The organism is Vibrio jasicida CAIM 1864 = LMG 25398, from assembly GCF_000400365.1.
GTDB lineage: Bacteria > Pseudomonadota > Gammaproteobacteria > Enterobacterales > Vibrionaceae > Vibrio > Vibrio jasicida.
Genome location: NZ_BAOG01000053.1, coordinates 189772 through 215071 on the forward strand (window position 1 = coordinate 189772; position 25300 = coordinate 215071).

Annotated in this window: 18 protein-coding genes and 1 riboswitch; of the genes, 10 read left to right on the forward strand and 8 right to left on the reverse strand. The window is 46.5% G+C overall.

What is annotated here, in order from left to right; all coding sequences use genetic code 11:
- Nucleotides 1-158: 158 nt before the first annotated feature.
- From VJL_RS15065 to VJL_RS15075, 3 genes are all read right to left on the reverse strand, one after another.
- Complete coding sequence (locus tag VJL_RS15065; RefSeq protein ID WP_038879059.1) at nt 159-950, reverse strand: DeoR/GlpR family transcriptional regulator; 792 nt, start codon at nt 948-950, stop codon at nt 159-161.
- A gap of 190 nt (nt 951-1140) precedes the next feature.
- Nucleotides 1141-2658 (reverse strand): glycerol kinase GlpK, encoded by a 1518-nt coding sequence (gene glpK, locus VJL_RS15070; RefSeq protein WP_038879061.1) that lies wholly within the window; start codon nt 2656-2658, stop codon nt 1141-1143.
- 58 nt (nt 2659-2716) lie between these two features.
- Entirely contained in the window at nt 2717-3571 is an 855-nt protein-coding gene (locus VJL_RS15075) for an MIP/aquaporin family protein (RefSeq protein WP_005436583.1), read from the reverse strand.
- 869 nt (nt 3572-4440) lie between these two features.
- On the opposite strand from VJL_RS15075, the gene glpT reads away from it, so the two are divergent.
- The 4 genes from glpT to VJL_RS15095 all read left to right on the forward strand — a co-directional run bounded on the left by glpT (nt 4441) and on the right by VJL_RS15095 (nt 8315).
- Nucleotides 4441-5808: a glycerol-3-phosphate transporter gene (gene glpT / locus VJL_RS15080; RefSeq protein WP_038879065.1), complete on the forward strand. Its 1368-nt coding sequence runs from the start codon at nt 4441-4443 to the stop codon at nt 5806-5808.
- 53 nt (nt 5809-5861) lie between these two features.
- Nucleotides 5862-6917 carry a glycerophosphodiester phosphodiesterase gene (gene glpQ / locus VJL_RS15085; RefSeq protein WP_038879068.1) on the forward strand — a complete coding sequence of 352 codons (1056 nt, stop codon included), beginning with the start codon at nt 5862-5864 and terminating at the stop codon, nt 6915-6917.
- A 483-nt stretch (nt 6918-7400) separates the two neighbouring features.
- Nucleotides 7401-7667 carry a YqaE/Pmp3 family membrane protein gene (locus tag VJL_RS15090; RefSeq protein WP_038879070.1) on the forward strand — a complete coding sequence of 89 codons (267 nt, stop codon included), beginning with the start codon at nt 7401-7403 and terminating at the stop codon, nt 7665-7667.
- Nucleotides 7668-8315: a hypothetical protein gene (locus VJL_RS15095; RefSeq protein ID WP_038879072.1), complete on the forward strand. Its 648-nt coding sequence runs from the start codon at nt 7668-7670 to the stop codon at nt 8313-8315. It begins immediately after the preceding gene.
- Nucleotides 8316-8553: 238 nt separating this feature from the next.
- On the opposite strand, the gene dapD is transcribed toward VJL_RS15095, so the two are convergent.
- From dapD to VJL_RS15120, 5 genes are all read right to left on the reverse strand, one after another.
- On the reverse strand, nt 8554-9585 hold the full coding sequence (gene dapD / locus VJL_RS15100; RefSeq protein ID WP_005391708.1) for a 2,3,4,5-tetrahydropyridine-2,6-dicarboxylate N-succinyltransferase: 1032 nt from the start codon (nt 9583-9585) through the stop codon (nt 8554-8556).
- 289 nt (nt 9586-9874) lie between these two features.
- The gene (locus VJL_RS15105) at nt 9875-10858 is read right to left on the reverse strand and encodes a GGGtGRT protein (protein ID WP_038879079.1); all 984 of its coding nucleotides are present in this window, start codon (nt 10856-10858) and stop codon (nt 9875-9877) included.
- Nucleotides 10859-10881: 23 nt separating this feature from the next.
- Nucleotides 10882-11574, reverse strand: a complete 693-nt coding sequence (locus tag VJL_RS15110; protein ID WP_005386501.1) for an iron-sulfur cluster assembly scaffold protein — start codon at nt 11572-11574, stop codon at nt 10882-10884.
- 260 nt (nt 11575-11834) lie between these two features.
- Nucleotides 11835-11909, reverse strand: a riboswitch (Fluoride riboswitch).
- Between the two features lie 156 nt (nt 11910-12065).
- Complete coding sequence (locus tag VJL_RS15115; RefSeq protein WP_038879081.1) at nt 12066-12365, reverse strand: YebG family protein; 300 nt, start codon at nt 12363-12365, stop codon at nt 12066-12068.
- 165 nt (nt 12366-12530) lie between these two features.
- On the reverse strand, nt 12531-13448 hold the full coding sequence (locus tag VJL_RS15120) for a LysR family transcriptional regulator (RefSeq protein WP_005427361.1): 918 nt from the start codon (nt 13446-13448) through the stop codon (nt 12531-12533).
- 112 nt (nt 13449-13560) lie between these two features.
- Between VJL_RS15120 and VJL_RS15125 the strand changes: the two genes are divergently transcribed.
- From VJL_RS15125 to recD, 6 genes are all read left to right on the forward strand, one after another.
- Complete coding sequence (locus VJL_RS15125; RefSeq protein ID WP_038879083.1) at nt 13561-14535, forward strand: TDT family transporter; 975 nt, start codon at nt 13561-13563, stop codon at nt 14533-14535.
- A gap of 348 nt (nt 14536-14883) precedes the next feature.
- Entirely contained in the window at nt 14884-15132 is a 249-nt protein-coding gene (locus tag VJL_RS15130) for a GlsB/YeaQ/YmgE family stress response membrane protein (RefSeq protein WP_005436595.1), read from the forward strand.
- Between the two features lie 22 nt (nt 15133-15154).
- Nucleotides 15155-15433, forward strand: a complete 279-nt coding sequence (locus VJL_RS29075; protein WP_146075866.1) for a hypothetical protein — start codon at nt 15155-15157, stop codon at nt 15431-15433.
- Nucleotides 15434-15665: 232 nt separating this feature from the next.
- Nucleotides 15666-19139, forward strand: a complete 3474-nt coding sequence (gene recC / locus VJL_RS15135) for an exodeoxyribonuclease V subunit gamma (protein WP_038879242.1) — start codon at nt 15666-15668, stop codon at nt 19137-19139.
- Between the two features lie 290 nt (nt 19140-19429).
- Nucleotides 19430-23068 (forward strand): exodeoxyribonuclease V subunit beta, encoded by a 3639-nt coding sequence (gene recB, locus VJL_RS15140; RefSeq protein WP_038879086.1) that lies wholly within the window; start codon nt 19430-19432, stop codon nt 23066-23068.
- Nucleotides 23068-25227: an exodeoxyribonuclease V subunit alpha gene (gene recD, locus VJL_RS15145; protein ID WP_038879089.1), complete on the forward strand. Its 2160-nt coding sequence runs from the start codon at nt 23068-23070 to the stop codon at nt 25225-25227. The genes recB and recD overlap by 1 nt, the downstream gene beginning before the upstream one ends.
- Nucleotides 25228-25300: the final 73 nt, after the last annotated feature.

Genomic DNA, 25300 nt, shown 5'->3' on the forward strand with positions numbered 1-25300 from the left:
GAACGAGCATTTTAGAATATGATTTTATCCTAGCTTAGGTTTCGTTTGTGGTCATTATTTATTTTCGTTTGTGAGCGTTTTGTGTGATTTGGGCACAAAAAAACCTCTGCCTAATTAAGACAGAGGTCATTTATGCGCGTAAATAGTGAGTGTAAACGCTATTCGGTTATGGCTCTTTCCATTTGCGTATCAACCACTTCGAGCGGAACTGCTGCTTCTTTTAGAATCGCGAGAATCTCTTCTGGTGGTTGTTTGTTGGTAAATACCATGTTCAATTGCGCGATATTGCCCAGTTTCACCATCGCATTACGACCAAACTTCGAATGGTCAACCGCAAGGAAAACGCTGCGGCTGTTATCGATAATCGCCTGTTTAACGCGAACTTCGTGGTAATCAAAGTCCAGCAGTGAGCCATCAAAATCGATACCACTGATACCCAAAATGCCAAAATCAAGGCGGAATTGCTTGACGAAATCGAGCGTCGCTTCTCCAACAATGCCGCCGTCACGGTTGCGAACTTCACCGCCCGCCAAAATCACTTTGATTTCTGGGTTTGGTAACAGAATGGTGGCAACATTAATATTGTTGGTCACCACGCGAAGCTGTTTGTGATTTTTATTGAGCGCACGAGCAACCGATTCTGGTGTCGTTCCGATATCAATAAACAGAGTTGCGCCATCGGGAATATGTTTAACCAACTCGTCAGCAATTACGTCCTTTTCGTTGAAGTTAAGTGCTTTGCGCGTGTTGTAGGAGGTATTCTCTGAACTAAGCGGAATCGTTGCGCCACCATGATATCGGCGTATTTTGTTTTCATCTGCTAGGTCGTTGAGATCGCGACGAATAGTTTGAGGGCTGACATTAAATTTTTCTACTAGCTCATCCGTGCTGACATAGCCTTGTTTTTTCACCAACTCAACAATCTGTTGGTGTCTTGGTATTTGCTTCACTTAGCACTCCCTTGTGCACTGGTAATCGCCAATGCTTCAAATTCGAATATAGAAACTCGCTCTATTGTGCTCGAATTGGCGCATTGTGAGAAGTCGTGGGAATAGGGAATCCGCGATCGAACGCAAAAAAAGAGCGCCAACTCGGCGCTCTTTACGATTAATCAGGGGGAAACTAATCGTTTATCAGAAATTAATCGTCTTCGTCGTGAAGCTCAGACCAGGTTTGAGCACACTTAACTGCGCGCTTCCAACCTTTGTAACGACGGTTACGTTTCTCTTCATCATCGTGTGGTTCGAATGTGCGATCGAGCACTGCTTTGTCTTGCAGTTCATCAATGCTATCCCAGAAACCAACCGCTAGACCAGCTAGGTAGGCTGCACCCAAAGCGGTCACTTCGGTCACTTGAGGACGATGAACTTCGGTATTAAGAACATCAGATTGGAACTGCATCAGGAAGTTGTTCGCCACTGCGCCGCCATCCACACGAAGATTCGCGAGTTTAATGCCCGAGTCTGCTTGCATTGCGTCTAGCACATCACGAGTTTGGTAAGCGATACCTTCCAAAGTTGCACGGATAATGTGGTTAGAGTTTACGCCACGAGTTAGACCGACAATCGTACCGCGAGCGTAAGCATCCCAATATGGTGCGCCCAGACCAGTAAACGCAGGTACAACGTAAACACCATTTGAAGTATCTACTTTGGTCGCAAAGTATTCTGAATCTTCAGCACCAGCCAGAATCTTCATTTCGTCACGTAGCCATTGAATTGAAGCACCACCCATGAATACTGCACCTTCAAGGGCGTAAGCTGGTTCACCTTTTGGACCACATGCTAGCGTAGTCAGCAGGCCATTTTTCGATGTGACCTTCTCTTGACCTGTGTTCATCAACAAGAAACAACCTGTACCGTAGGTGTTCTTCGCTTGGCCAGCTTCAACACACATCTGACCGTAAAGCGCGGCTTGTTGGTCACCTGCAATACCCGCGATTGGGATGCGAGTACCGCCTTTACCACCAATGTTAGTTTGACCGTAGATTTCTGATGAGCGTTTGACTTCTGGCATCATCGACACTGGAATACCTAATTCATCCAGCATTTTCTGATCCCAGCATAGGTCGTTAATGTTGAAAAGCATAGTGCGCGAAGCGTTGGTGTAATCGGTTACGTGAACGCGGCCTTGTGTCATTTTCCAAACCAGCCAAGTATCCACTGTACCGAATAACAACTTGCCCGCTTCCGCTTCTTCACGCGCGCCTTCAACGTTATCTAGAATCCACTTCACTTTTGTGCCAGAGAAGTAAGGGTCTAAAACCAGACCTGTATTGTCGCGAACGTAATCTTCTAGTCCGCGCGCTTTTAATTCTTCACAAATATCGGCAGTACGGCGACATTGCCACACGATCGCGTTGTAAACCGGCTTGCCTGTTTCTTTGTTCCATACAATTGTGGTTTCACGTTGGTTGGTAATACCGATACCAACAAGTTGGTCGCTACGGATACCGGTTTTTGCAAGTGCTTCAACCAAAGTAGAGCTTTGAGTTGCCCAGATTTCCATTGGGTCATGTTCAACCCAACCAGCCTCTGGATAAATCTGAGTAAATTCTCGCTGAGCGACGCTTACGATATTCGCGTCATGATCCAGAATGACAGCACGAGAGCTTGTCGTGCCTTGGTCTAGGGCAACAATGTATTTTTGCTCAGTCATGGTAAGAATCCTTTTGTTTCGTTATTTATATTTTAGTAAATGTTCGAATGAGTTGGTTTTAAGCTTGAGCTTGTTCTGCTTCTTCTTCGGTCTCGCACTGGTTAGGGATAGTACAGCCATGACCTTGTTGTGGCAGATATGCAGCAATCGCTTTCGGGTACAACCAACCACCGAAGCAAGCACCTGCGATAGGAGCAAGAATTGGAACAATAAAGTATGGGATTTCACGCGCACCGGTCAGTGCGTAATCCCAGCCGGCAAAGTAAGCAAACAGTTTAGGGCCGAAGTCACGAGCAGGGTTCATCGCAAAGCCAGTCAGTGGGCCTAAAGAACCACCGATAACCGCAATGAGAATACCGATAAGTAATGGGTTCATAGCGCCGCGAGGTGCACCGTTGTTCTCATCACCAAGAGCAAGAATGGCAAACATTAGCACTGCAGTAATCACGAATTCCACAGCAAAAGCGCCAAAGAAAGAGAGAGAAGCGTGTGGGTAAGTCGAGAAAATACCTGCTGTTGCTAATGCGTCTTGGCTGCTACGAACGAAATTGTGTGCGATTTCGTAATCAGTAAATAGGTTGCTGTACAAGCTGTAAACCAAAGCGGCAGAGCAAAATGCACCGAGCATTTGCGCAATGATATAAGGCACCACTTTCGCCTTATCGAATCCATGGAACATCGCCAGCGCGATGGTAACTGCAGGGTTGATGTGTGCACCGGATACGCCCGCAGTACAGTAAATTGCAATGGCGACGCCAAAGCCCCATACAATACTGATTTCCCATTGACCAAATTGAGCTCCGGTCAAAACGAGTGCAGCAACACAGCCTACGCCAAAAAAGATAAGTAATCCGGTACCGATAAACTCGGCCAAACATTCTCCGAGCAGTGAGGGGTGTTTGTTCGTTGTCATGTTAAGAGTCCTTTAATATTTATGCTTATCTAGCACGGTTCTATTGTGCATATATAAACGTTTGCGAAAACAAACGAGCGTTAAAAGTGATCGTTTGAGCATAAATTTGTTAATCAAACTCTTCGTTTTTGTTAATTGACGCATCTTTTGCTCAAAAAGGAAACTCGATAAAACGATTCAGAAGCTTCTACTTCTATTTTTCGGCCTAAAACTACCGATGTGAAAATCAATGCACAAACTGGTAAGAGGAGTTTTGTGAAGCTGCTTCGCGAATGGTGGGAAATTACTCAGATTACTGGTTGAAAACTACCCCTAAAGAGCTAGCTGACACTAATGATGATAAGGGGGAGGCTGATATTGATGAGCTCGTTGCTCTGAGTTAAACCACCGTTAAGAATGAAGAAGTTTATTTGTGGTTGATACGACGTCTTTTACTAGAGATTTGTTTTGAATGCGCTTTGGGATTGGTTGGCTGATGTCGATGCTAATTGTTAACGAAGTGACATTGTTGCAACACATCATGCTGGTCTTTAATTACTTAAATAGTGTGTTTTATCTCTTCAACCTCTACCTTTTATCCATTTATGTGGTCATTTGAGCGCTTGGTTTACTTAAGATAGCGATGATTTTGTTCGTTTGCGCACTTCATGCTCTATATAGACAGTAACGGAATGTGGGGGAAATGGAAGCACTGTCTAATTAAATACTTCTAGTCTACTGTATTTACTGAAATTTAATTCCTATGCAACATTTATCACAGAAATAAAAATTGTATTTCATAAAATGCATTCACTTTCGAACGAAACTCCTTTTTGCTCGTTCGCGATTTATTACTCCCTACCATCGCTCACATAATTAATGAGGTTCCTATGTTTGGAATATTCAAACCTAAGGCGCATATCGATCGCTTATCGTCCGATAAGATCGACGGCACCTATTCTCGCTTACGTTGGCAACTCTTCATCGGTATCTTCGTCGGTTACGCTGGCTATTATTTAGTGCGTAAAAACTTTAGCTTGGCGATGCCTTACCTTATTGAACAAGGTTTTAGCCGTGGTGACTTAGGTGTCGCTTTAGCTGCAGTTTCCATTGCTTACGGTTTATCAAAATTCTTAATGGGCAGTGTTTCTGACCGCTCTAACCCTCGTTATTTCTTAAGTGGCGGTCTGTTAATGTCTGCGCTTGTGATGTTCTGCTTCGGCTTTATGCCTTGGGCTACGGGCAGCATTACCGCGATGTTTATTCTATTGTTCCTAAACGGTTGGTTCCAAGGTATGGGATGGCCTGCCTGTGGTCGAACCATGGTTCACTGGTGGTCACGTAAAGAACGTGGCGAGATCGTATCGGTTTGGAACGTGGCGCATAACGTAGGTGGTGGTTTAATTGGTCCACTATTTATTCTTGGTCTTTGGGCATTTAACGACGATTGGCGCACCGCTTTCTATGTTCCTGCATTTTTTGCCACGCTCGTAGCTGTCTTTATTTGGTTCACGGTAAGAGATACACCTCAATCTTGTGGTCTTCCGCCAATTGAAGAGTATAAAGACGACTACCCAGACGATTACGACAAGTCTCATGAGAAAGAAATGAGTGCGAAGGAGATTTTCTTCAAGTATGTCTTTTCTAATAAATTGTTGTGGTCAATTGCGATCGCGAACGCGTTTGTTTACCTGATCCGCTACGGTGTGTTGGACTGGGCTCCAGTGTATTTAAAAGAAGCAAAAGACTTCTCAGTAGATAAATCTTCTTGGGCTTACTTCCTATACGAGTGGGCTGGCATTCCTGGCACGTTATTGTGTGGTTGGATTTCTGACAAAGTGTTTAAAGGTCGACGCGCCCCTGCTGGCATCTTATTTATGGTTCTTGTCACGGTTGCGGTGCTTGTTTACTGGTTTAACCCAGCAGGTAATCCAGCCGTCGATATGATGGCGCTGGTGGCTATCGGTTTCTTGATTTACGGCCCAGTGATGTTGATTGGTTTGTATGCACTAGAGCTTGCTCCTAAAAAAGCGGCGGGTACTGCCGCTGGCTTGACCGGGTTATTCGGATACTTAGGTGGCGCTGTTGCTGCGAACGCTATTCTTGGTTACACCGTTGACCACTTCGGTTGGGATGGTGGGTTCATCATTCTTGTCGGGTCTTGTATTACCTCTATTATCTGCTTGATTTACGCTTTCTTGGGTGAACGCGCTCATCACGAACAAAAAGCTCGTGAGAAAGAAGCATTGGCGTCATAAAACATTAAAGGGGCGGTGGAATACTGCTCCTTCAATAAGTTAAGGAAAGAACAATGAAAACAACGTCAATTTGCATGACGATTCTCGCTCTCGGCATTTCAGCTGGAGCGGTTGCACAACCGCTTGTTATCGCGCACCGAGGAGCATCGGGTTATCTGCCAGAACATACGTTAGAAGCAAAAGCTCTTGCGTATGCAATGAAGCCGGACTACATCGAGCAAGATGTGGTGATGACCAAAGACGATCAACTCGTCGTATTGCATGATCATTACCTCGATCGCGTGACCGATGTGGCTGAGCGATTCCCAGACCGTGCTCGTAAAGATGGTCGCTACTACGCGATTGATTTCACTTTGGAAGAAATCAAATCATTGCGAGTCACTGAAGGCTTTAACATCGATGATAAAGGTAACAAGGTTGCTGGTTATCCGACACGATTCCCAATGTGGAAATCAGATTTTACCGTTCCTACTTTTGCGGAAGAGATTGAGTTGATCCAAGGTTTAAATAAAACACTGGGTTATGACATCGGTATCTACCCAGAAATTAAAGCGCCTTGGTTCCATCGCCATGAAGGTAAAGACATCTCAAAAGCGGTGCTTAACGTTTTAAAGCAGTACGGTTACGACTCACAAGACGACAAAGTGTATCTTCAGTGTTTTGATGCGAATGAGCTTCAACGCATCAACAGTGAGCTCATGCCTGCAATGGACATGGATTTAAAGCTCGTTCAGCTCATGGCTTACACCTACTGGAACGAGACCATGGAGTACAAAGGCGACAAGGCAACACCATACAGTTATGACTGGATGTTTGAAGCCAATGGTATGAAGAAGGTCGCGGAATACGCGGAAGGGATCGGTCCTTGGAAGCCAATGTTGGTGGATGAAAAATCAACCAAGGATAACATCATCATCAAACCTTTGATGAAAGCGGCAAAAGACGCGGGCTTACAAGTACACCCTTATACTTTCCGAGCGGACCCTGGGCGTATTCCTGCTTACACCGACAGCTTCGATGGGATGATGGACATCTTCTACAATCAGGTGAAAGTGGATGGTTTGTTTACTGATTTCCCTGATAAAGCGGTGAACTTTCTGAACAAGTAAAGTTCTAAAAAACTGAGTGTTTGAAACGCTCAGTATTACGTCACACGCCATGTCGTAACAATAGGCTCTCATTGAGCAATCATTATCCCTCAACAGTGACTCTCCTGTTGGGGGATTTTTATATGTATGGAACACGATCAACACCTTTTACTTCTCTTTCATTGCTCCCGCTGTGTATGCATTCCCATTGTTCTTGATTTGCAGATGCTAAATATTCACACCACCGATATGGTTACTATACAGGGGTATTGTAAATTGGTGCCCTTTGCTAATGCCATTGTGGAGAAGACTGTGTTCCATTGGCTTAGTTTGCCCTTTCAGCTTGCCGCTTAAGTCTTGCTTCACATGTCGGTTCGTAGCTCCAAATTCTTAGGCGGCCTTTTCTTTTGAACAAAGCGATCCCGACGGCAATTCATTCGCTGATAAGCCGAGCATTAGTGCGCAATACGATCATGAATAATAAAAGACTTAATAGGACATGACATGAGACTAGTACTTGCCATTCTAATTCCTTGGCTGCAATTTTTTACTATTGGCCGTTATTGGGCGGGAGTAATTTGTTTGTTATTGCAGATTACTTTGGTTGGTTGGTTGCCCGCTGCCATTTGGTCTGTATACGCATTAGTTAATTACGAAACGGATAAAAAAATCGAGAAGCTAGCTGCAGAGAGAGATGGTCCAGAGGCGTTCTCAAATTACGCACGAAAAGCGCCAGCGTCTTCGGATCAAGATGGTGGTGGAGACGAGTAGGTGTTTCCGTCGAATAAAGGTAAGCCTTATTTCTGGGGGGGCTTACTATTGAGTTGTTTTGGGTTTGCTTCTAGTGCACAAGCAGAGCTCACGATTCAAGAAGCGGTCGATTTGTGGATCTTGGATGGCGCAGAGTTCCGTCAGATGGTGAAATGCTCTCCGCAAGCGCAGTTGAACAACGGTGTGCAGCAAATCTATTACGACTCGTCATCTTGTGTATTGAGCGAACTGGCAACTTATGCGTTGGCAAAAGAGTGTTTTGGAGATGCGAAGGCTCAGCGCGTCAATATTCTGGATGCCGCGGATAAATCGAAAGTGATGTCTTTTGATATCAACGCTGCCAGCTGTTCATTATTAGAGAAAAAAACTGGTCAAAAGAAATCGAATCCAGCGCCACCACCAAAACCATCTCTACCATCGACATCAAACTCTAAGGCTTATGTTGTTCAGCTCTACTCTGGCGTTAAGCCTCCGAACAAGGTATTTGCACAATGTGCGACTGCACCTTTATATGAGCACCATATTCACGGCTCGTACTATTTGTTTAGTGACGTGTATTTCAAATACTCGGAAGCAAAGCAATTCATGGATCACTTAAAGTACGAATGCCCTGATTTATCGATGTGGATTCGTCCGATAAAGCGCTAGTTAAGACTGATAATTAAAAAATCCCCCAACAGTTTCCTGCTGGGGGATTTTTCGTAGGGCTAATTCACTGCAATACCCAAATGACTTCAAGATGCTCCCAAAGGGCTAGTTGTCTTGGCTTTCATGCTTTGTTAACGAGCTTTGATTTAGACTGACTAGATCTTCAACTCGTTGCCGCGTCTGTAAGCCAAGTCAGCCTCGCTGAATCAAGCATCTCGAGGTTATTTGGGTATTCTTATTAGTTGTTTTTATGCAGTTCGCTGTTCAGTTCAACCGCGCTCTTGTTTGCAAGACACTCGATTTGACCTGTTACAGAGTTACGACGGAACAGTAGGTCAGACACACCAGCAAGATCGCGTGCTTTCACTACTTCTACTTCTTGACCAGCAGAATCTAGCATGCGCACTTTAGAACCAGCAGTTACGTACAGACCTGATTCGATAGTACAACGGTCACCCATTGGGAAGCCAAGACCTGCGTTCGCGCCTAGTAGAGAGTTTTCACCGATAGAAACCACCACTTTGCCGCCGCCAGAAAGCGTACCCATGATAGATGCGCCGCCGCCGATGTCAGAGCCGTTACCAACCACTACGCCAGCAGAGATACGACCTTCAACCATGCTCACGCCAGTTGTACCTGCGTTGAAGTTGATGAAGCCTTCGTGCATTACCGTTGTGCCTTCGCCAACGTGTGCGCCAAGACGTACGCGAGAAGTGTCAGCGATACGAACGCCAGTTGGTACCACGTAGTCCACCATTTTAGGGAATTTGTCTACGCAATCTACGCTTAGTGCACGACCCGCTAGGCGAGCTTCGATTTGACGCTCTGCTAGTTCAGGTAGGTCGATTGGACCTTCGTTAGTCCATGCGATGTTGTGTAGTAGACCGAAGATGCCGTCTAGTACCGTGCCGTGTGGTTGAACTAGGCGGTTAGAGATAAGTTGAAGTTTTAGGAAACCTTCAGCAACGCTTTGTGGCTGCTCGTCAGTGGCAAGAATAACCAGTACAAGTGGTTGTGCTGATTCTGCTGCTTTTGCTGCGAATGATGCGTTTGCAGCATCGCCGTTTGCTTCAAATGCTGCTGCCAGTTCTGCGCTTTGTGCTGCAGAGATCTCGATAGCTTGGTTGCCTTGCTCGTAACCTGCTACTGCTGCTAGTGCGTTAACAAGCGCTTCGCTTGGGTTAAGAACTGGGTTTGGGAAAAACGCTTCGATGATTTTGCCGTCGCGGTTTTTAGTTGCCGTACCAAAGGCTAGAGAGAAGAAAGCCATAGTTGATCTCCATGTGTTGAGTCTTGTGTCCCGTCTGTTCACTGACAAGAAATAATTAAGTTGTCAGTCATCATAAAGAGAGTGTTCGGGAGTTTAAAGAGGGGAAATGGAGAAAGTCCGTAGATGGATACCTTTTGTCTTTTTAGAGATATGTTTGTCTGATGAGAAATGTGTCGCAAATCATTGATTAACTATCAAGGCAACAAAAATAAGGGGAGGACCGAAGTCACTCCCCCTACACTGGGTTTGTTGGATTTACTGGCTTTGGATAGTAAAGCGATAAATCGACTTAGAGGCTTAGCTCACCGACCTCTACTGCAAGTGCAACCGTTGCACCTACCATTGGATTGTTGCCCATACCGATGAAGCCCATCATCGCTACGTGTGCTGGTACTGAAGAGCTACCCGCGAATTGCGCATCGGCGTGCATGCGACCCATGGTATCGGTCATACCGTAGGATGCAGGACCTGCCGCCACATTATCTGGGTGTAGAGTACGACCAGTACCACCACCTGATGCCACAGAGAAGTAAGGCATGCCTTCACGGTTACGTTCCGCTTTGTAGATACCTGCTACAGGGTGTTGGAAGCGAGTCGGGTTGGTTGAGTTACCTGTGATGCTCACATCCACTTGTTCTTTATGCATGATAGCCACGCCTTCACGTACATCGTCTGCACCGTAGCAAAGGATCTCACCACGTGGACCTTGGGAGAAACGGCGACGTTCTATTTCCACTAACTCACCAGTTTGGTAGTTGTATTGAGTACGTACGTAAGTGAAACCATTGATGCGTGAGATTAGGTAAGCGGCGTCTTTACCCAAACCATTTAGGATCACTTTCAACGGATTTTTGCGTGATTTGTTCACGTTCAGTGCGATTTTGATTGCGCCCTCTGCCGCTGCGAATGACTCATGGCCCGCAAGGAAAGCGAAACAGCCACTTTCTTCATTCAATAGACGAGCCGCCAATTCACCGTGACCGATACCCACTTGGCGTTGCTCTGCCACGCTGCCTGGTTTTGTGCAGGCTTGAAGGCCTTCACCGATGATGTTTGCAGCTTCTTCCGCTGTTTTTGCACCGCGGAAAATCGCCAAAGCAGTGCCCAGTGTGTAGGCATCTGCAGCGCTTTCAAACGCGATAGGTTGAGTGTCCATCACCAGCGCTTTAGGGTCGATATCACGATCCATACAGTATTGATAAGCCTCTTCCAGAGAAGAAAGTTGCATTTCGTCTAATGTGCGACGTACAGATTCAGTAATTGGAGTGTTCATAATCTCTTTCCTCTAGGTGGCAATTATTGTTGGCGTGGGTTAATAGTAGTTACGGCTTCGTCAAAACGACCGTAAGTCCCCGTTGCTTTGTCTGCGGCTTCTGCAGCAGATACGCCTTCGTTGATGGCTTTCATCATCTTGCCTAGGTTGAGATATTGGTAACCAATCACTTCTTTGTTTTCGTCTAGCGCGAGTTTTGTTACGTAGCCTTCAGCTAACTCCATGTAACGCACGCCTTTTGCTTTAGTTGAGTAACTAGTACCCACTTGGCTACGTTGAGTTTGACCAAGGTCTTCCAGTGCCGCACCAATTTCCAAGCCGCCTTCAGAGAAAGCAGATTGAGTACGACCGTAGACAAATTGAAGGAAGATTTCGCGCATCGCGACGTTGATAGCATCACATACCAAATCGGTATTCAGTGCTTCAAGAATGGTTTTGCCAGTTAGGATTTCTGCGGCCATCGCGGCTGATTGAGTCATGCCTGAACAGCCGATCGTTTCGATCAAAGCTTCTTCGATGATGCCGTTTTTGACGTTAAGGGTCAGTTTTGCTGCGCCTTGTTGAGGAGCACAAGCACCAACACCGTGGCTAAGACCAGAAATCGCGATAACGTCTTTTGGATTGATCATTGCGCCTTCAACAGGGATCGGTGCAGATGCATGAAGATCGCCGCGTTGAATCGGGCACATTGATTGGATTTCGTGTGAGTATTGCATAATGTTTTCCCAGTGTACGATATCCGGCATATTGGTCAGACTCAACGGCGTTGACTGCTCTTATTCGCTCCATCAGATAGAAAAACTATGTTCAGGAGGCTCACGCGTTTGTCGCCTTGTTGAGTTAACAACTATTTTGGATATCTTTTTAATTTTTGAGAAAACAGGAGCGGGGTTGGAGAAGAGTTGAATTGCTCACTACAGAACTCTTGCTTTCACAATATAGGTGAAAGCATTTCCAACAGGGCTGACCTGTTTTCGTTTCTGTAGGAGTCATTAGCTTTAAAGCGGTTCGAATCTTTCGATTCCGGTGGCACCCCATCACCGTGCCCATTTAGATTAGATCTAAGTCACACTAATCTGCAACATGAAATTTAGAGCAATTTGGGATATTAAATCGGTTCTTTATATTCTCAGAGATATATAGCGATAAATGCAACGCATAAAAAAACGCCGCATTATGTGACGTTTTTTCTAAACAAGTGAGAGGCTTATGCAGCGTCTTCTTGCTCGCTATCTTCTTCAACAGCTTCAAGCTTCTTTGCTTTTTTTGGTGCAGGTTTACGTTTTGCACCTAGAGCGTAAAGCACTTCTTCTTTGTTTTGCGCAAGGTACATTGCAAGATCTTCTTGCTTACCTTCGTCTTCTAGAAGTTCACTCTTACTTAGCAGTGAGAATAACTCGTCCGCCATATCCAGCATTTTGTCGTATGCGTCAGCTTCCGCTTTAGAGGTAAAAGTCATTTTCTCTTCTCCATTGCGTTCTACCACGTACTTGACGATTACAGCCATGGTTGGTCCTCTAAGTTAATTTGTTAAATTTTATACTGGCTTTTTATACAGTTTTTGACCAGTTAAGTCTAGCGACAAGCCTCAGAATGAGAGCCGTGTACAACTAAGTGACCAGCATTTGAACTATCTGCATTGAACTATCTCCCGTGAACGACCCATCTCGAACTAGCCATCTTTAAGATGTGGGTTCTCTGGTCGCTCCCAATCTTGGCAGAATTCAATGAATGTACGCAGGAGCGGGTTTTGATACTTCTCTTTGTGGATCAAAAGCCAGAAGCGACGCTTCATGTCCAGTGGCATGTTGAGCATTTTCACACGACCATCGCGAATTGCAGGTTCAGCAGATAGGCGTGATAAACAACCTAGGCCAAGTCCGGCAGATACCGAATTGATCAGCGCTTCGGTGGTGTTTAGCTGAAAAGCCTCATGCCAGTGTTCTAGACGCGGAGCGATGGCGCGCATAAAGAACTCTCGAGAGCCAGAACCCGCCTCACGCAGAATCCATTCCGTGTCTTCGAGCTCGTTTAGGCTGATAGGTCCTTCATCGAAGTTAGGGTAGTCCGGCGGACAAATCACACACATTTCGTCTTCACTGAATTGCGTTGATTCCAACTCTGGGTGTATGGTCTTGCCCTCGATGAGCGCGATGTCGAGTTCGTACGCGATCAACATGTCACAAATCTGGGCAGAGTTAGAGATGAATAAACTCTGCGACTGGTGATTCGTTTCATCACGAAAATCACTTAACAGGTAAGGTGCAACTTGGTTGCCGATGGTGTCACTGGCACCGATGCGAAGCAGCCCTGATAAGGTTTGGTCGCCATCGAACACACTCTCAATATCCCGAGCTCGGTTGAGGAGTTCATCCGCGAGGGGCAAAAGTTTTTGTCCTTCTTGGTTGAGAATTAAGCGGTTGTTCACCCGATCAAATAGGTGATGACCAATTTGTTTCTCTAACTCAGACAGCGCCATACTCACGGCCGCCTTAGAAAGAAACAGGCTTTCAGAAGCCGCAGTTAGCGTTTTGTGTTGAGTGATCGTAGTAAAAACTTTCAGTTGTTTAAGAGAGATATGACTAGGCATGATATTCCGTTAAGTTTATCTGAACGTTAGTTTTAAATAATTAGATATATTGGAACGAAGTGCAAGAGTAATATACACCCCATAGAAAGTTAGCCTAGATTTTGAGGTCGTAATGATTCAAAGAACAAAAGCAAAAGTAATGGGAGCACCAACCCCAATGGCGGGTCTGGCTCTTGGTATTGCGAGCTTAGGTTGGAGTTGGGAAAACTTCGCCGAATTACATGGCTATGGACAGTGGATTAGCGCAGGTATTGCAAGCGTACTGCTAGCAATCTTGGCGACTAAATTTCTTTTTCACAATCATTTGTTGAGACAAGATCTTGCGCACCCTGTGGTGGGTAGTGTCGTTCCAACTTTCGCGATGGGAACCATGGTGGCTTCAAATTCTCTAGGGCACTTTTTCCCTGTTGCAGGTGACGTGCTTTGGTTAGTGGCGGTAGCTCTACATATTGTGTTCCTAGTGAGCTTCTTGTACCACCGCGCGAAAGACTTCGAACTACACCACATGGTGCCAAGCTGGTTCGTACCACCAGTGGGTATTATCGTTGCAGACGTGTCTTTCTCAGGTAACCCAGTGCTTGCACCTATTGCACACGGTGCGTTGATCTTCGGTATGGTGGCTTACGCGGTGATGTTGCCAATGATGATCTACCGTTTCATGTTCACTCATGAAATTCCAGATGCAGCAAAACCAACCATGGCAATCATGGCGGCACCAGCAAGCCTATCGTTAGCGGGTTACTTAACCGTAACGACAACACCTTCACCAGTGATTATTGCTCTGTTGTTTGGTATCGCAGTATTGATGACTGCCATCATCTACTTAGCCTTCTTTAAATTACTAAGACTGCCATTTAGCCCAGGTTATGCAGCGTTTACTTTCCCAATGGTGATTGGTGCAACGGCTCTATTCAAAACAGCAAATTGGATGGAAGCAAATGGTCTAGCAGCGCACTATGTACAACAAGTTCGCGGTCTAGCAGGTATCGAATTGATTGTGGCAACGATTGTGGTGATTTACGTAGGTTTGCAATACATCAATAACTTACTAATCCAACCACGCTTGATGACGACACATCACGCATAAGTCTTACTCGTAAAGCAAAGTCTCTTGGTCTCTCTCGCCAAGAGGCTTTTTTTGTATCGGTAGGGTGGGATCTAAAGCCAATCTGCAGATAAAAAAATGCCACCCCAAAAGGGTGGCGGAAAATTAGATACAATTTTAATACATCAAACTTTAGTAACCGCAGCCATTGTAGCGAGAGTTCTCATGCAGAAAATGGCAATTCGAAATTTACCTCTCTTCACTATGCCTACTCAAAGTCATAACCTTTGGCTGACTTAGGCACTCGCAAATGTATAAATTACCGAGTGCTAATGTATAAAAAATATAACTTTCTAGAATGTTAACTTTCTCAATAGGAAGGATTTTTACATGGCTATCATTGCTTGGGCGGTTTTAGGGTTAGTTGCTGGTGTATTGGCTCAATGGATATTGCCGACGAGAACTTCAAATAGTTGGCTAGCAACCATCATTCTTGGTGTGCTCGGTGCATTTGTCGGTGGCTACGTAGGTTCAATGTTTGGTTTTGGTGCTGTAGGTGTGTTGAGCGTTGAGGGGATTATTACTGCGACCATCGGCGCTGTCATTTTGCTTTTTGTGTTCCGATTGCTGCGCAAATAACATGCTCAGACACGGTATCAGCATGCAGTATTCTCTCGAAGAAATCTTACACTACTTAAACGACAACCATTTTAGAGCCAGTAATAAAGCGGTCGCTGAAATCCTAGGTGTCAGCGTTTGGTCACTTATCTATAAATTGGATAAGTGTCACCCAGCAGGCTCTTGGTTAGTTGATGACAAAACTGGGCTTCCTGTCGGCTACAGTTCAAAGAACTATCACCCTCATTTGTTCCAAAGGAGGGTGATATTGTCGAGTGTGTCTGTGTTAAGGCAACATTTACTTCATCAATATGCTCGCTAGGGGGGATACACTGGTGTGAGCTATCCCTTCCTTCCAACTCCGCTGTATTTTATATATCTACCTTGAGTACTCAGTGAGGAAGGGAAGTCATTGTCTACAGCCAGTTGATTACTTGTTCAAACTTTGTCTAATCTCTAACCTTTTGTTATTTAAGCTATCGAGATCGCTCTAGGAATAAATGCGGCTGTGCTAAGCTTGCTAGCAGTTTCCATTGGCATTCGGTGCACTTACTTTGTTTACTGTCTATCACTCCAATCAGGTCGATGTTCTCAAATCACTTCTTGTTGAATTGATTCGCATCAACCCATTAGAAAACCCATTCGAAAAAGAGCAAATTCTGGTGCAGAGCCCAGGTATGTCTCAGTGGTTAAAAATGGAATTGGCGAAAGAGTTTGGTGTTGCGGCAAACCTAGAGTTTCCGCTGCCAGCGACTTTCATTTGGGACATGTTCACCCAAGTATTGGCTGATGTGCCAAAACGCAGTGCCTTCAACAAAGAAGCCATGACGTGGAAGCTGATGCACTTGCTTCCGGGTTTGTTGAACGAAGCGTCATTCGAACCTTTGGCACGTTATCTTCAAGACGACAGTGACAACTCCAAGTTGTATCAATTGGCAGAGAAAATTGCCGATATCTTTGATGGCTATTTGGTGTACCGCCCAGAATGGATTGCAAGCTGGGAAGCCGGACAAACGGTGCCTGAGCTTGAAGACGAACACCCATGGCAGCCGGTTTTGTGGCAGGCATTGTACGATCACACGGTTACTCTTGGACAATCGCCTTATCATCGTGCCAATTTGTACGAACACTTCATTGATACGCTAGAAAACTTCAACGGCAATTTTGATCATCTGCCGAAGCGTTTGTTTGTGTTTGGTATCTCTTCACTGCCACCACGTTACATGGATGCGCTAAAAGCCATTGGTGAACACATTGATGTCCATCTAATGTTTACTAACCCCTGCCGTTATTATTGGGGTGAAGTACGCGACCGTAAATTCCTAGCTCGCTTAGCAGCAAAACATCGTCAGCACGTGGTGTGGCAAGAAGACCATTCTGAAGTGCAAGGTGAGACTGAGCAGTTAAAAGGTTCACTAGAAGAAAACGTGGTGGATGAGCTGCATACCGATGTGGTGGGTAACAGTTTGTTGGCTTCGATGGGCAAACTTGGACGCGATAACATGTATCTGTTGTCGCAGCTTGAATCCCATGAGATAGAAGCTTTTGTTGATGTCGAGCGAGACAGTCTGCTCCATCAACTTCAAGCCGACATTCTTAATTTAGAAGAACACCAAGACGACGAGCAAATCGACAGCAGCCAGCACAAACAAGTGGTGAGTTTGGGTGATAAATCCGTGAGCTTGCACTCTTGCCACAGCCCAATGCGAGAAGTGGAAGTGCTACACGATCAGCTTCTGGCGATGTTCGATGCCGATCCGACACTGAAACCGCGCGATATTATTGTCATGGTGGCAGACATCAATGCCTACAGCCCTGCGATTCAGGCGGTGTTCGGCAATGCGCCGGGTGAGCGATTTATTCCTTACTCGATTTCAGACCGAACGGCCGATCAAGAAAGCCCAATTTTGGCGGCTTTCATGCAACTTGTTAATTTACCGAATACACGTTGCTTGGCTTCTGAATTACTTGAGCTGTTAGAAACGCCGGCGATTTTGAAGCGATTCGATCTCAGCGAAGATGATTTCCTTCAAGCCAAACAATGGGTGGAAGAATCTGGCATTCGCTGGGGGCTAGATAGCCATACCGGCAGCGAATTTGAACTGCCAGAAACGCGCCAAAATACATGGCAATTTGGTATCCAGCGTATGTTGTTAGGTTACGCGATGCCAGAATCTGCCGGTTTGTTTGAAGCGCAAGAAGGTAGCCTCTCGCCCTACAATGAAGTGCAAGGCATGGGCGCAGAGCTTGCTGGTAAGTTAGCCCATTTTATTCAACAAATTAGCCAATATCGCCGCAAACTTTCCCATGTTCAGTCGATTGATGCATGGCGTGAAACCTTGGTGGCGATGTTGGATGACTTCTTCTCCGTTGAGCTAGAAGGGGAAATGGCGCTCAAGTCCATTCGAGATACCTTAAGTCAATTGAAAGAACAGCTAACCGATGCGGCATTTGATGATGCCTTGTCGCCTTCTATTGTTAGCCAGTATCTACAAAACAAGCTGTCAGGAACGCGGGTCAGCCAGCGCTTCCTTGCCGGACAAGTGAACTTCTGTACTCTGATGCCGATGCGCTCGATCCCATTTAGAACCGTGTGTCTACTTGGTATGAACGATGGTGTTTACCCGCGATCAATGCCACCAGAAGGTTTTGACTTAATGACAGGGCGCACTAAACCGGGTGACCGTTCACGCCGAGACGATGACCGTTACCTATTCTTAGAAGCCGTGCTGTCTGCACAGCAAAGTTTGTACATCAGTTACGTTGGACGTTCTATCCAAGACAACACTGAGCGCGTGCCGTCTGTGCTGGTGTCGGAGTTGATGGAATATTGCCATCAGAACTACTGCCTAGATGGCGATCAAGACCAGTCTGTCGATGACTCCGGAGATAAACTACTCAACGAGTTAGTGAACGTGCATGCCATGGTGCCATTTAGCCCAAGTGCATTTCAAGGTTCTCATTCAAGCTATGCCAAAGAGTGGATTCCGGCCGCGTTGACCCAAAGCAATCAATCGCAAGGTCATGCGCGTGGCGAGTTTAACCGCGCATTGGATGATTACTTGCTTGGCGCAACCTTCCCAATCGAGTTGGACTTGGTGGAATTACAACGCTTCTGGCGTTTACCAGTTCAGTATTTCTTTAACCGCCGTTTGAAAGTGATGTTCGAGCCGCCATTGCCTGTGATGGAAGACGATGAGCCCTTTATATTAGGCGGCTTAGAAAGCTATCAAATGCGCGATGAGTTACTAGAAACCTTGCTCGAAACCGCCATTAATCAACCGTCCGCAAAAGCAGACGTACTCAAGCACTTTATGAGTGAGCAACGCGCACAGGGCAAATTACCGGTTGGCGCATTTGGTGATATCGAGTTTGAAACCAATCGCGTGCAAGCGGAAGAGCTGGTGGATAAGTTGGCGTTTTTATCCGGTGCGCCGCAAGACGATTTAGAAATCGACCTGACCTTCGATGTACTTGGTGAAGGAAAGAATATCCGTCTAACCGGTTGGCTAACTCAATGCTATCAATCTGGGTTGATTCGCTACCGCAGTGGTAAAATTCGTGCGCAGGATTACCTTGCTGCATGGATCGATCATCTTGCTATGTCTGCCTCTGGTCACGCTAGAAAGACCCACGTTATCGGTTATGACCGCAAGGAAGGTGCGGTGCATTTAGTTTACCCAGCAATGGCAGACGCTGCGCAAGCGAAACAACTACTTGCTGAATTAGTACGTCTGTTTTTTGAAGGCATGACCAAGCCATTACCATATTTCCCGAAAACAGCACTGGCGTGTGTCGAGGCGGGCTTTAGTCGTGGCCACTGGGCTGATGACGAAGAGAAATCGCTGAAGAAAATGGCGGACGCATTTAATGATGGTTACATGAGCCCAGGCGAAGGAAATAATGCGTATATTTCGCGTATTTGGTCGGCTTGGAATGATGAGCTTGCAGCAGAAGTCCGCACGCTGACCGCATTGGTTCTTCAAGGCGCAAGATTGACGGCGATGGATGCCGATGATGAAAAGTAAGTTGGGATGATTAAGGATGAAAAAGAGTAGGGTGGCCGCCAGAAAATCATTATTTTTTGTAGGGCGTTCGCTGTACGGCCACAAGGTCAGAGGGACCATGATTCGTTTGAGTGTAGCTGCCTGAAAGGCTTGGCTTATCTCGTGAGGCGCATACTAGCGGTTGAAGATCAGGATAACCGTGAGTGAGATCCCACTAACCTCTAAATATTCCAACTTGTTAGACATATAAATAGAATTTTTAACGACAGATCACAGTTCGGTCAGTCGATAATCCGGAGAGATTCAGCGTTATGGCGCAAATGTCAGTTCCAACTCCACTGCAAACCATGACTTTTCCACTGCATGGTGCAAGGTTAATTGAAGCTTCTGCGGGTACGGGTAAAACCTTTACCATCGCAGGTTTATATCTGCGACTCCTACTAGGGCATGGTACTGCTGATACGAAGCACCGCGTGCCGTTGACCGTGGATCAAATTCTGGTGGTGACCTTTACCGAAGCCGCAACGGCGGAGCTGCGTGATCGTATTCGTGCGCGTATTCACGACGCGAGGATCGCATTCGCTCGTGGGAAAAGCTCAGATCCTGTGATTCAACCTTTATTGGAAGAAATCGAGGATCATAAGCAAGCCGCTGAGATCCTTTTGCAAGCAGAGCGCCAAATGGATGAAGCCGCGGTGTACACCATTCACGGTTTCTGCCAACGCATGCTGACGCAAAACGCATTCGAATCCGGTAGTCGTTTCAATAATGAGTTTGTGACAGACGAAAGCCATCTTAAAGCGCAAGTGGTTGCCGATTACTGGCGTCGTAACTTCTATACTTTGCCATTCGCTTTGGCAGGAGAAGTGCGCCAACTATGGGGCTCGCCATCAGATCTGTTGTATGACATCAGCAACTACCTCACAGGCGCGCCGCTAAGTCTCTCTGTTCCTGCAATACAAGGTAGCCTTGCCGATTTGCATGAGCAAAACCTAAAGCAAATTGATGCTTTGAAAGCCCAATGGCGTGATAGCCAAGAGGATTTCCTCGCGCTGATTTCTGATTCTGACGTCAACAAACGCAGCTACACCAAAAAATCTCTGCCGACATGGTTAGAAGCGGTCAACGCATGGGCTGCGACAGAAACTACAGGCTATGACTATCCAGATAAGCTGGAGAAGTTCGCGCAGAATGTGTTGCTCGAGAAAACCCCGAAAGGAACTGCGGCACAGCACCCAGTGTTTGAGGCGATTGAAACTTTCCTTGCCAATCCAATCAGCTTAAAAGCGCCATTATTAGCTCATGCGATTGAGCATTGTCGCGTGATGCTGGCAAAAGCAAAAAATCAGAAGCAATGGTTGTCATTTGATGACTTGCTGACTCAGCTTTCAGCCTCGATTGATACCGATGAAACCGCACTACTGACAGAGCGTATTCGCACGCTTTATCCGGTTGCGATGATCGACGAATTCCAAGATACCGACCCACTGCAATACAGCATTTTTAGCCGCATTTATTTGGATAATCCTGAGTGTGGTTTGTTTATGATCGGTGACCCGAAACAGGCGATTTACGGTTTCCGTGGTGCGGACATCTTCACCTACATAAAGGCGCGTAACCAAGTTAGTGCTCACTACACGCTTGGTACCAACTGGCGCTCAAGTGCCGATATGGTATTGGCAGTGAACCAGATTTTTGCTCTGCCAGATAGCCCGTTTATTTATGACTCTGATATTCCATTCCATTCTGTGGAATACAGCCCAAGTGCAGACAAACGCGTTTGGACCATGGGTGGTCAAAAACAGCCTGCACTGACTTATTGGCTGCAAGAAGCGGAAGAGAAACCTCTGCCAAAAGGTGAATACCTCACCGCTATGGCAGAAGCGACGGCGAGCCAAATTCAAACCATCTTGACCGCAGCGCAACAAGGCCAAGCGTGTTTGGTCAATGGAGAAAAGCAGAATCCAGTCAAAGCGGGTGACATTGCAGTGTTGGTGCGCACGGGTAGCGAAGGTCGCATGGTCAAACAGGCGTTAGCAGACCAAGGCATTGCCAGTGTGTACCTTTCTAACCGCGATAGCGTGTTTACTAGCTCTGTGGCGCAAGACTTACAGCGTTTGCTGCAAGCGGTATTAACACCAGAAAACGACAGAGCATTGCGCGCCAGCCTAGCATCAGAATTATTCGCTCTGGATGCAGCCAGCTTAGACGCCCTCAACAACGATGAAACCGTGTGGGAAAATGTGGTTAACGAGTTCAAAGAATACCGTAAGCTTTGGGTGCAACGTGGTGTGCTACCTATGCTGCGAGCAGTGATCAGTAAACGCCATATTGCTGAGCGTCTGCTAGAAGAAGAGGCGAGCTCACAAAGCGAAAACGGTGAGCGAGTACTTACCGATCTGATGCACATTGGTGAACTATTGCAGCAAGCGAGTAACGAATTAGACAGCGACCACGGTTTGCTGCGTTGGTTAGCGCAATCCATCAGCGATGCAGAACATGGGCTAGGTGGCAGCGATGACCAAATTCAGCGTTTGGAATCAGAGCGTAACTTGGTGCAAATCGTCACCATTCACAAATCCAAAGGTCTGGAATATGACTTGGTCTTTCTGCCATTTGTGTTTGGTTACCGAGAAGCAAGTGAAGCCAAATACTACGATGCTGAGAACGATCGCACCGTTCTTGATATCACGGGTAACGATGCGTCGTTAAAACAGGCAGATAAAGAACGCCTCGCTGAAGACTTGCGCCTTATCTACGTAGCGCTAACGCGTGCCGTGTATGCCTGCTTTATTGGTGCTTCACCACTGCGTAATGGTCGCTCAACCAAAGAGCCAACCGGTGTGCATCACAGTGCGATTGGTTACTTGGTGCAAAATGGTCAAGAGGGTGGCATCAACGACCTGTTTGTTGGGCTGAAAAAGCAGCAAGAGAATCTCGATAACGTGGTGATTTGTGATCCTCCAAAGCAACACGACGAGATGTATGTTGCGGAGCAAACCGAGTTGGAAGCGTTGACAGCTAAAGAGCTGCAAAACCCAATTGATAGAAACTGGCGAATCACCAGTTACTCGGGCTTGGTTAAACAAGGTTCTCATCATGCTGAGCATGACGCGACGATTGAAATTACCGGCTTTGATATCGATTCTTCAGAAGAGCAAGATGAGGCGGAATTGGTTGAGCCAGAACGCTCTATCTTCAACTTCCCGCGTGGCGCACGTCCGGGTACTTTTCTGCACAGCTTATTTGAGGAAGTTGAGTTTACTCAGCCCGCGACAACGGAAGAGAACACCCAAATCATCCTCGGCTTGATGGAAAGTGAACAGCTTGATGAAGAGTGGCTGCCAATCCTGCAACAGTTGATTGATACCGTGCTGGCAACGCCGTTGGATAGCAAAGCCCTGCTGCTCAATCAAAAAGGTCCGGCGCAACGTTTGGTTGAGATGGAATTCTTATTGCCGATTGAAGTGTTGTCTGCACCTGCATTGAACCGCGTGATTCAACGTCATGATCCGCTGTCTGCCAAAGCGGGCGATTTGGGTTTCCAAACCGTGCAAGGCATGTTGAAAGGCTTTATTGACTTGGTGTTTGAGCACCAAGGCAAATACTACGTCCTCGACTGGAAATCGAACCACTTAGGTGATGATGTATTCCATTACCATGGCGATGCGTTGAAGTCGGCGATGGCGGATCATCGCTACGATCTGCAATACCAAATCTACGCTTTGGCGCTGCATCGTTTCTTGCGTAGCAGATTGCCAAATTATGATTATGAACAGCACTTTGGCGGCGTTTATTACCTGTTCTTGCGTGGTATGGATGGGCAAAGTGATCATGGTGTTTTTTCTGCCAAGCCAACCTTTGAATTTTTACAAGAGATGGATCATTTGATTGATGGTCAAGCACCTGACACGCGATCCAGTGAATCGGGTCAGATGGAGTTAATTTGATGAAAACCAATGATCTTCTTTCTGAGCAAAGCAGCCCTGTAGCAACACGAAATCTATTGGCAACTTTAGAATCGTTAGCAAACAAAGGTGCGATTCGCCAATTGGATTTCCAGTTCGCGCGCTTTATCTATTCGCAAGTTGAGCAACAAGCGAACAGCCAAGAACTGGCATTAATTGCTGGCGTGGTCAGTAGTGAGTTAGGGAAAGGACACATCTGCTTGCCTCTGTTTGACAGCCAAGGGCAACCAGCGGACCTTGCCAGTAAGCTTGGTCTGTTTGGAGAGTCTGCGTTAGCGCTTAATACTCAGCTGCAAGGCGTTAATTGGGTTGAGATTCTGCAAGTGTCGCCTTTGGTTGGTGTTCAAGGTGAAGCCTTGCCAATGATGTTTGATGGCGAACGGCTCTACTTGCATCGTTACTGGCACTATGAAGTGACGTTGGCGGACAAGCTCAATCAACTCAGTGCGGCTGTAAACCTACAGCCTCAAGAATTCACACGTTTGTCTGAGTTGCTGCATCATTTATTCGCTCGTCAGTATCACTTTTTGTTCAATGCATTAGCCAAAGTGGCAGAGGCAGGAACCAACAACCAAGTGCTACGCCAGCAGCTAGTCTGTGACCACTTGGATGTGGTTACTGTAGACAGTCTCGATTGGTCAGCCATTGATGCGGCAGTCTGCCAAGCGAAACAAGTTCACGATCTGCAAGTGCTGGACAAGCTTGTACCGTTATCAGCTTGTGTTAACTGGCAGAAGGTCGCGGCAGCGGTAGCACTGACGCGTCGTTTTGCGGTGATTTCCGGTGGTCCGGGGACGGGTAAAACCACTACGGTAACCAAACTGCTAGCCGCGCTGATTGAGCAAGCAGGGCAAGAGAAAAACCTCACCATCAAGCTGGTGGCGCCAACAGGTAAAGCCGCAGCACGTTTGACGGAATCTATTGGTAAAGCGATTCAAGAGTTGCCAGTTGAGCCTGAGCTTAAAGCGAAAATTCCAACCGAGTCGAGCACTTTGCATCGCCTGTTGGGCGCGATCCCAAACAGTGCAGAGTTTCGTCACAACAAACAAAATCCGCTACACCTCGATATTTTAGTGGTGGATGAAGCCTCCATGGTCGATCTGCCGATGATGTACAAAGTCGTCGATGCGCTGCCCAAGCATGCGCGTTTGATTCTACTGGGAGATAAAGACCAATTGGCGTCGGTAGAAGCAGGTGCGGTGCTTGGTGATATCTGTTCGTTCCACGCATTTGGCTTTGGCAAAGAGCAGGCGTCTGCGGTCGCGAAGTTAACAGGCTTTGACACGTTGGCGTACAGTACCAACAGTAATGCTTCGATTGCCGATAGCTTGTGCATGCTACAAAAGAGTTACCGATTCGACGCTCGATCTGGTATCGGTCAGCTAGCAAAAGCGGTCAACGCTGGCTCAGCGGCAAAAGTAGACGACGTTTGGAATCGTGATTTTGCTGATATCGAGCATTTCGCACTGAGCAGCCAAAATTACAATCAGATGATGCAGACTTTGGTTGCCGAATATGGTCGTTATTTAAAACGCATCGGACAGCAAGAGATTGACCAGAAGACTGGGGAACCAGAAACACTGACCCACAAAGCCAAAGCCGTGTTGGATACCTTTAATCAATGCCGATTATTGTGTGCCATTCGTGAAGGTGATTTTGGTGTGACAGGTTTAAACCAACGCATTGAAAAAGCACTCGCTGCACGTAAGTTGATTCAAACCCAAGACGAGCTTTGGTATCACGGCAGACCTGTAATGGTCACGCGTAACGATCATGGCTTGGGGTTGTATAACGGCGATATTGGCATTTGTATGCGAGACGACAGCGAAGGAGAGCCGCGTCTCAAAGTGTTCTTCGAACTGCCAGATGGCAGCGTGAAGTCGGTGCTGCCAAGCCGAGTCCCTGAACATGAAACCGCGTATGCGATGACCATTCATAAATCACAGGGCAGTGAGTTTGAATACACGCTAATGATACTGCCGCCAGATTTCAGTCCAATCCTCACTCGTGAGCTGATCTACACAGGTATTACTCGCGCGAAGAAACGCCTTGCGATGTACGCCGAGATGAATGTTCTCAAGCGTGGTATTAAAGTGAAAACCACTCGCGCGAGTGGGTTGGTTGAGCGACTTAGAAACTGATTTTACTCATTCAAAAATGAGAATTTTTCACGAACTGAATATGTTTTTTATGTGGCGGGTCGTAATCCCGCCA

What these genes read in the sequence shown, in the direction of transcription:
- VJL_RS15115 (WP_038879081.1), bottom strand. Translation starts at nt 12,365, where the DNA reads ATGGCTGTAATCGTCAAGTACGTGGTAGAACGCAATGGAGAAGAGAAA.
- VJL_RS15125 (WP_038879083.1), top strand. Translation starts at nt 13,561, where the DNA reads ATGATTCAAAGAACAAAAGCAAAAGTAATGGGAGCACCAACCCCAATG.
- VJL_RS29075 (WP_146075866.1), top strand. Translation starts at nt 15,155, where the DNA reads ATGCAGTATTCTCTCGAAGAAATCTTACACTACTTAAACGACAACCAT.
- VJL_RS15075 (WP_005436583.1), bottom strand. Translation starts at nt 3,571, where the DNA reads ATGACAACGAACAAACACCCCTCACTGCTCGGAGAATGTTTGGCCGAG.
- VJL_RS15120 (WP_005427361.1), bottom strand. Translation starts at nt 13,448, where the DNA reads ATGCCTAGTCATATCTCTCTTAAACAACTGAAAGTTTTTACTACGATC.
- VJL_RS15105 (WP_038879079.1), bottom strand. Translation starts at nt 10,858, where the DNA reads ATGAACACTCCAATTACTGAATCTGTACGTCGCACATTAGACGAAATG.
- glpT (WP_038879065.1), top strand. Translation starts at nt 4,441, where the DNA reads ATGTTTGGAATATTCAAACCTAAGGCGCATATCGATCGCTTATCGTCC.
- recD (WP_038879089.1), top strand. Translation starts at nt 23,068, where the DNA reads ATGAAAACCAATGATCTTCTTTCTGAGCAAAGCAGCCCTGTAGCAACA.
- dapD (WP_005391708.1), bottom strand. Translation starts at nt 9,585, where the DNA reads ATGGCTTTCTTCTCTCTAGCCTTTGGTACGGCAACTAAAAACCGCGAC.
- VJL_RS15090 (WP_038879070.1), top strand. Translation starts at nt 7,401, where the DNA reads ATGAGACTAGTACTTGCCATTCTAATTCCTTGGCTGCAATTTTTTACT.
- recB (WP_038879086.1), top strand. Translation starts at nt 19,430, where the DNA reads ATGGCGCAAATGTCAGTTCCAACTCCACTGCAAACCATGACTTTTCCA.
- VJL_RS15110 (WP_005386501.1), bottom strand. Translation starts at nt 11,574, where the DNA reads ATGCAATACTCACACGAAATCCAATCAATGTGCCCGATTCAACGCGGC.
- VJL_RS15130 (WP_005436595.1), top strand. Translation starts at nt 14,884, where the DNA reads ATGGCTATCATTGCTTGGGCGGTTTTAGGGTTAGTTGCTGGTGTATTG.
- glpK (WP_038879061.1), bottom strand. Translation starts at nt 2,658, where the DNA reads ATGACTGAGCAAAAATACATTGTTGCCCTAGACCAAGGCACGACAAGC.
- glpQ (WP_038879068.1), top strand. Translation starts at nt 5,862, where the DNA reads ATGAAAACAACGTCAATTTGCATGACGATTCTCGCTCTCGGCATTTCA.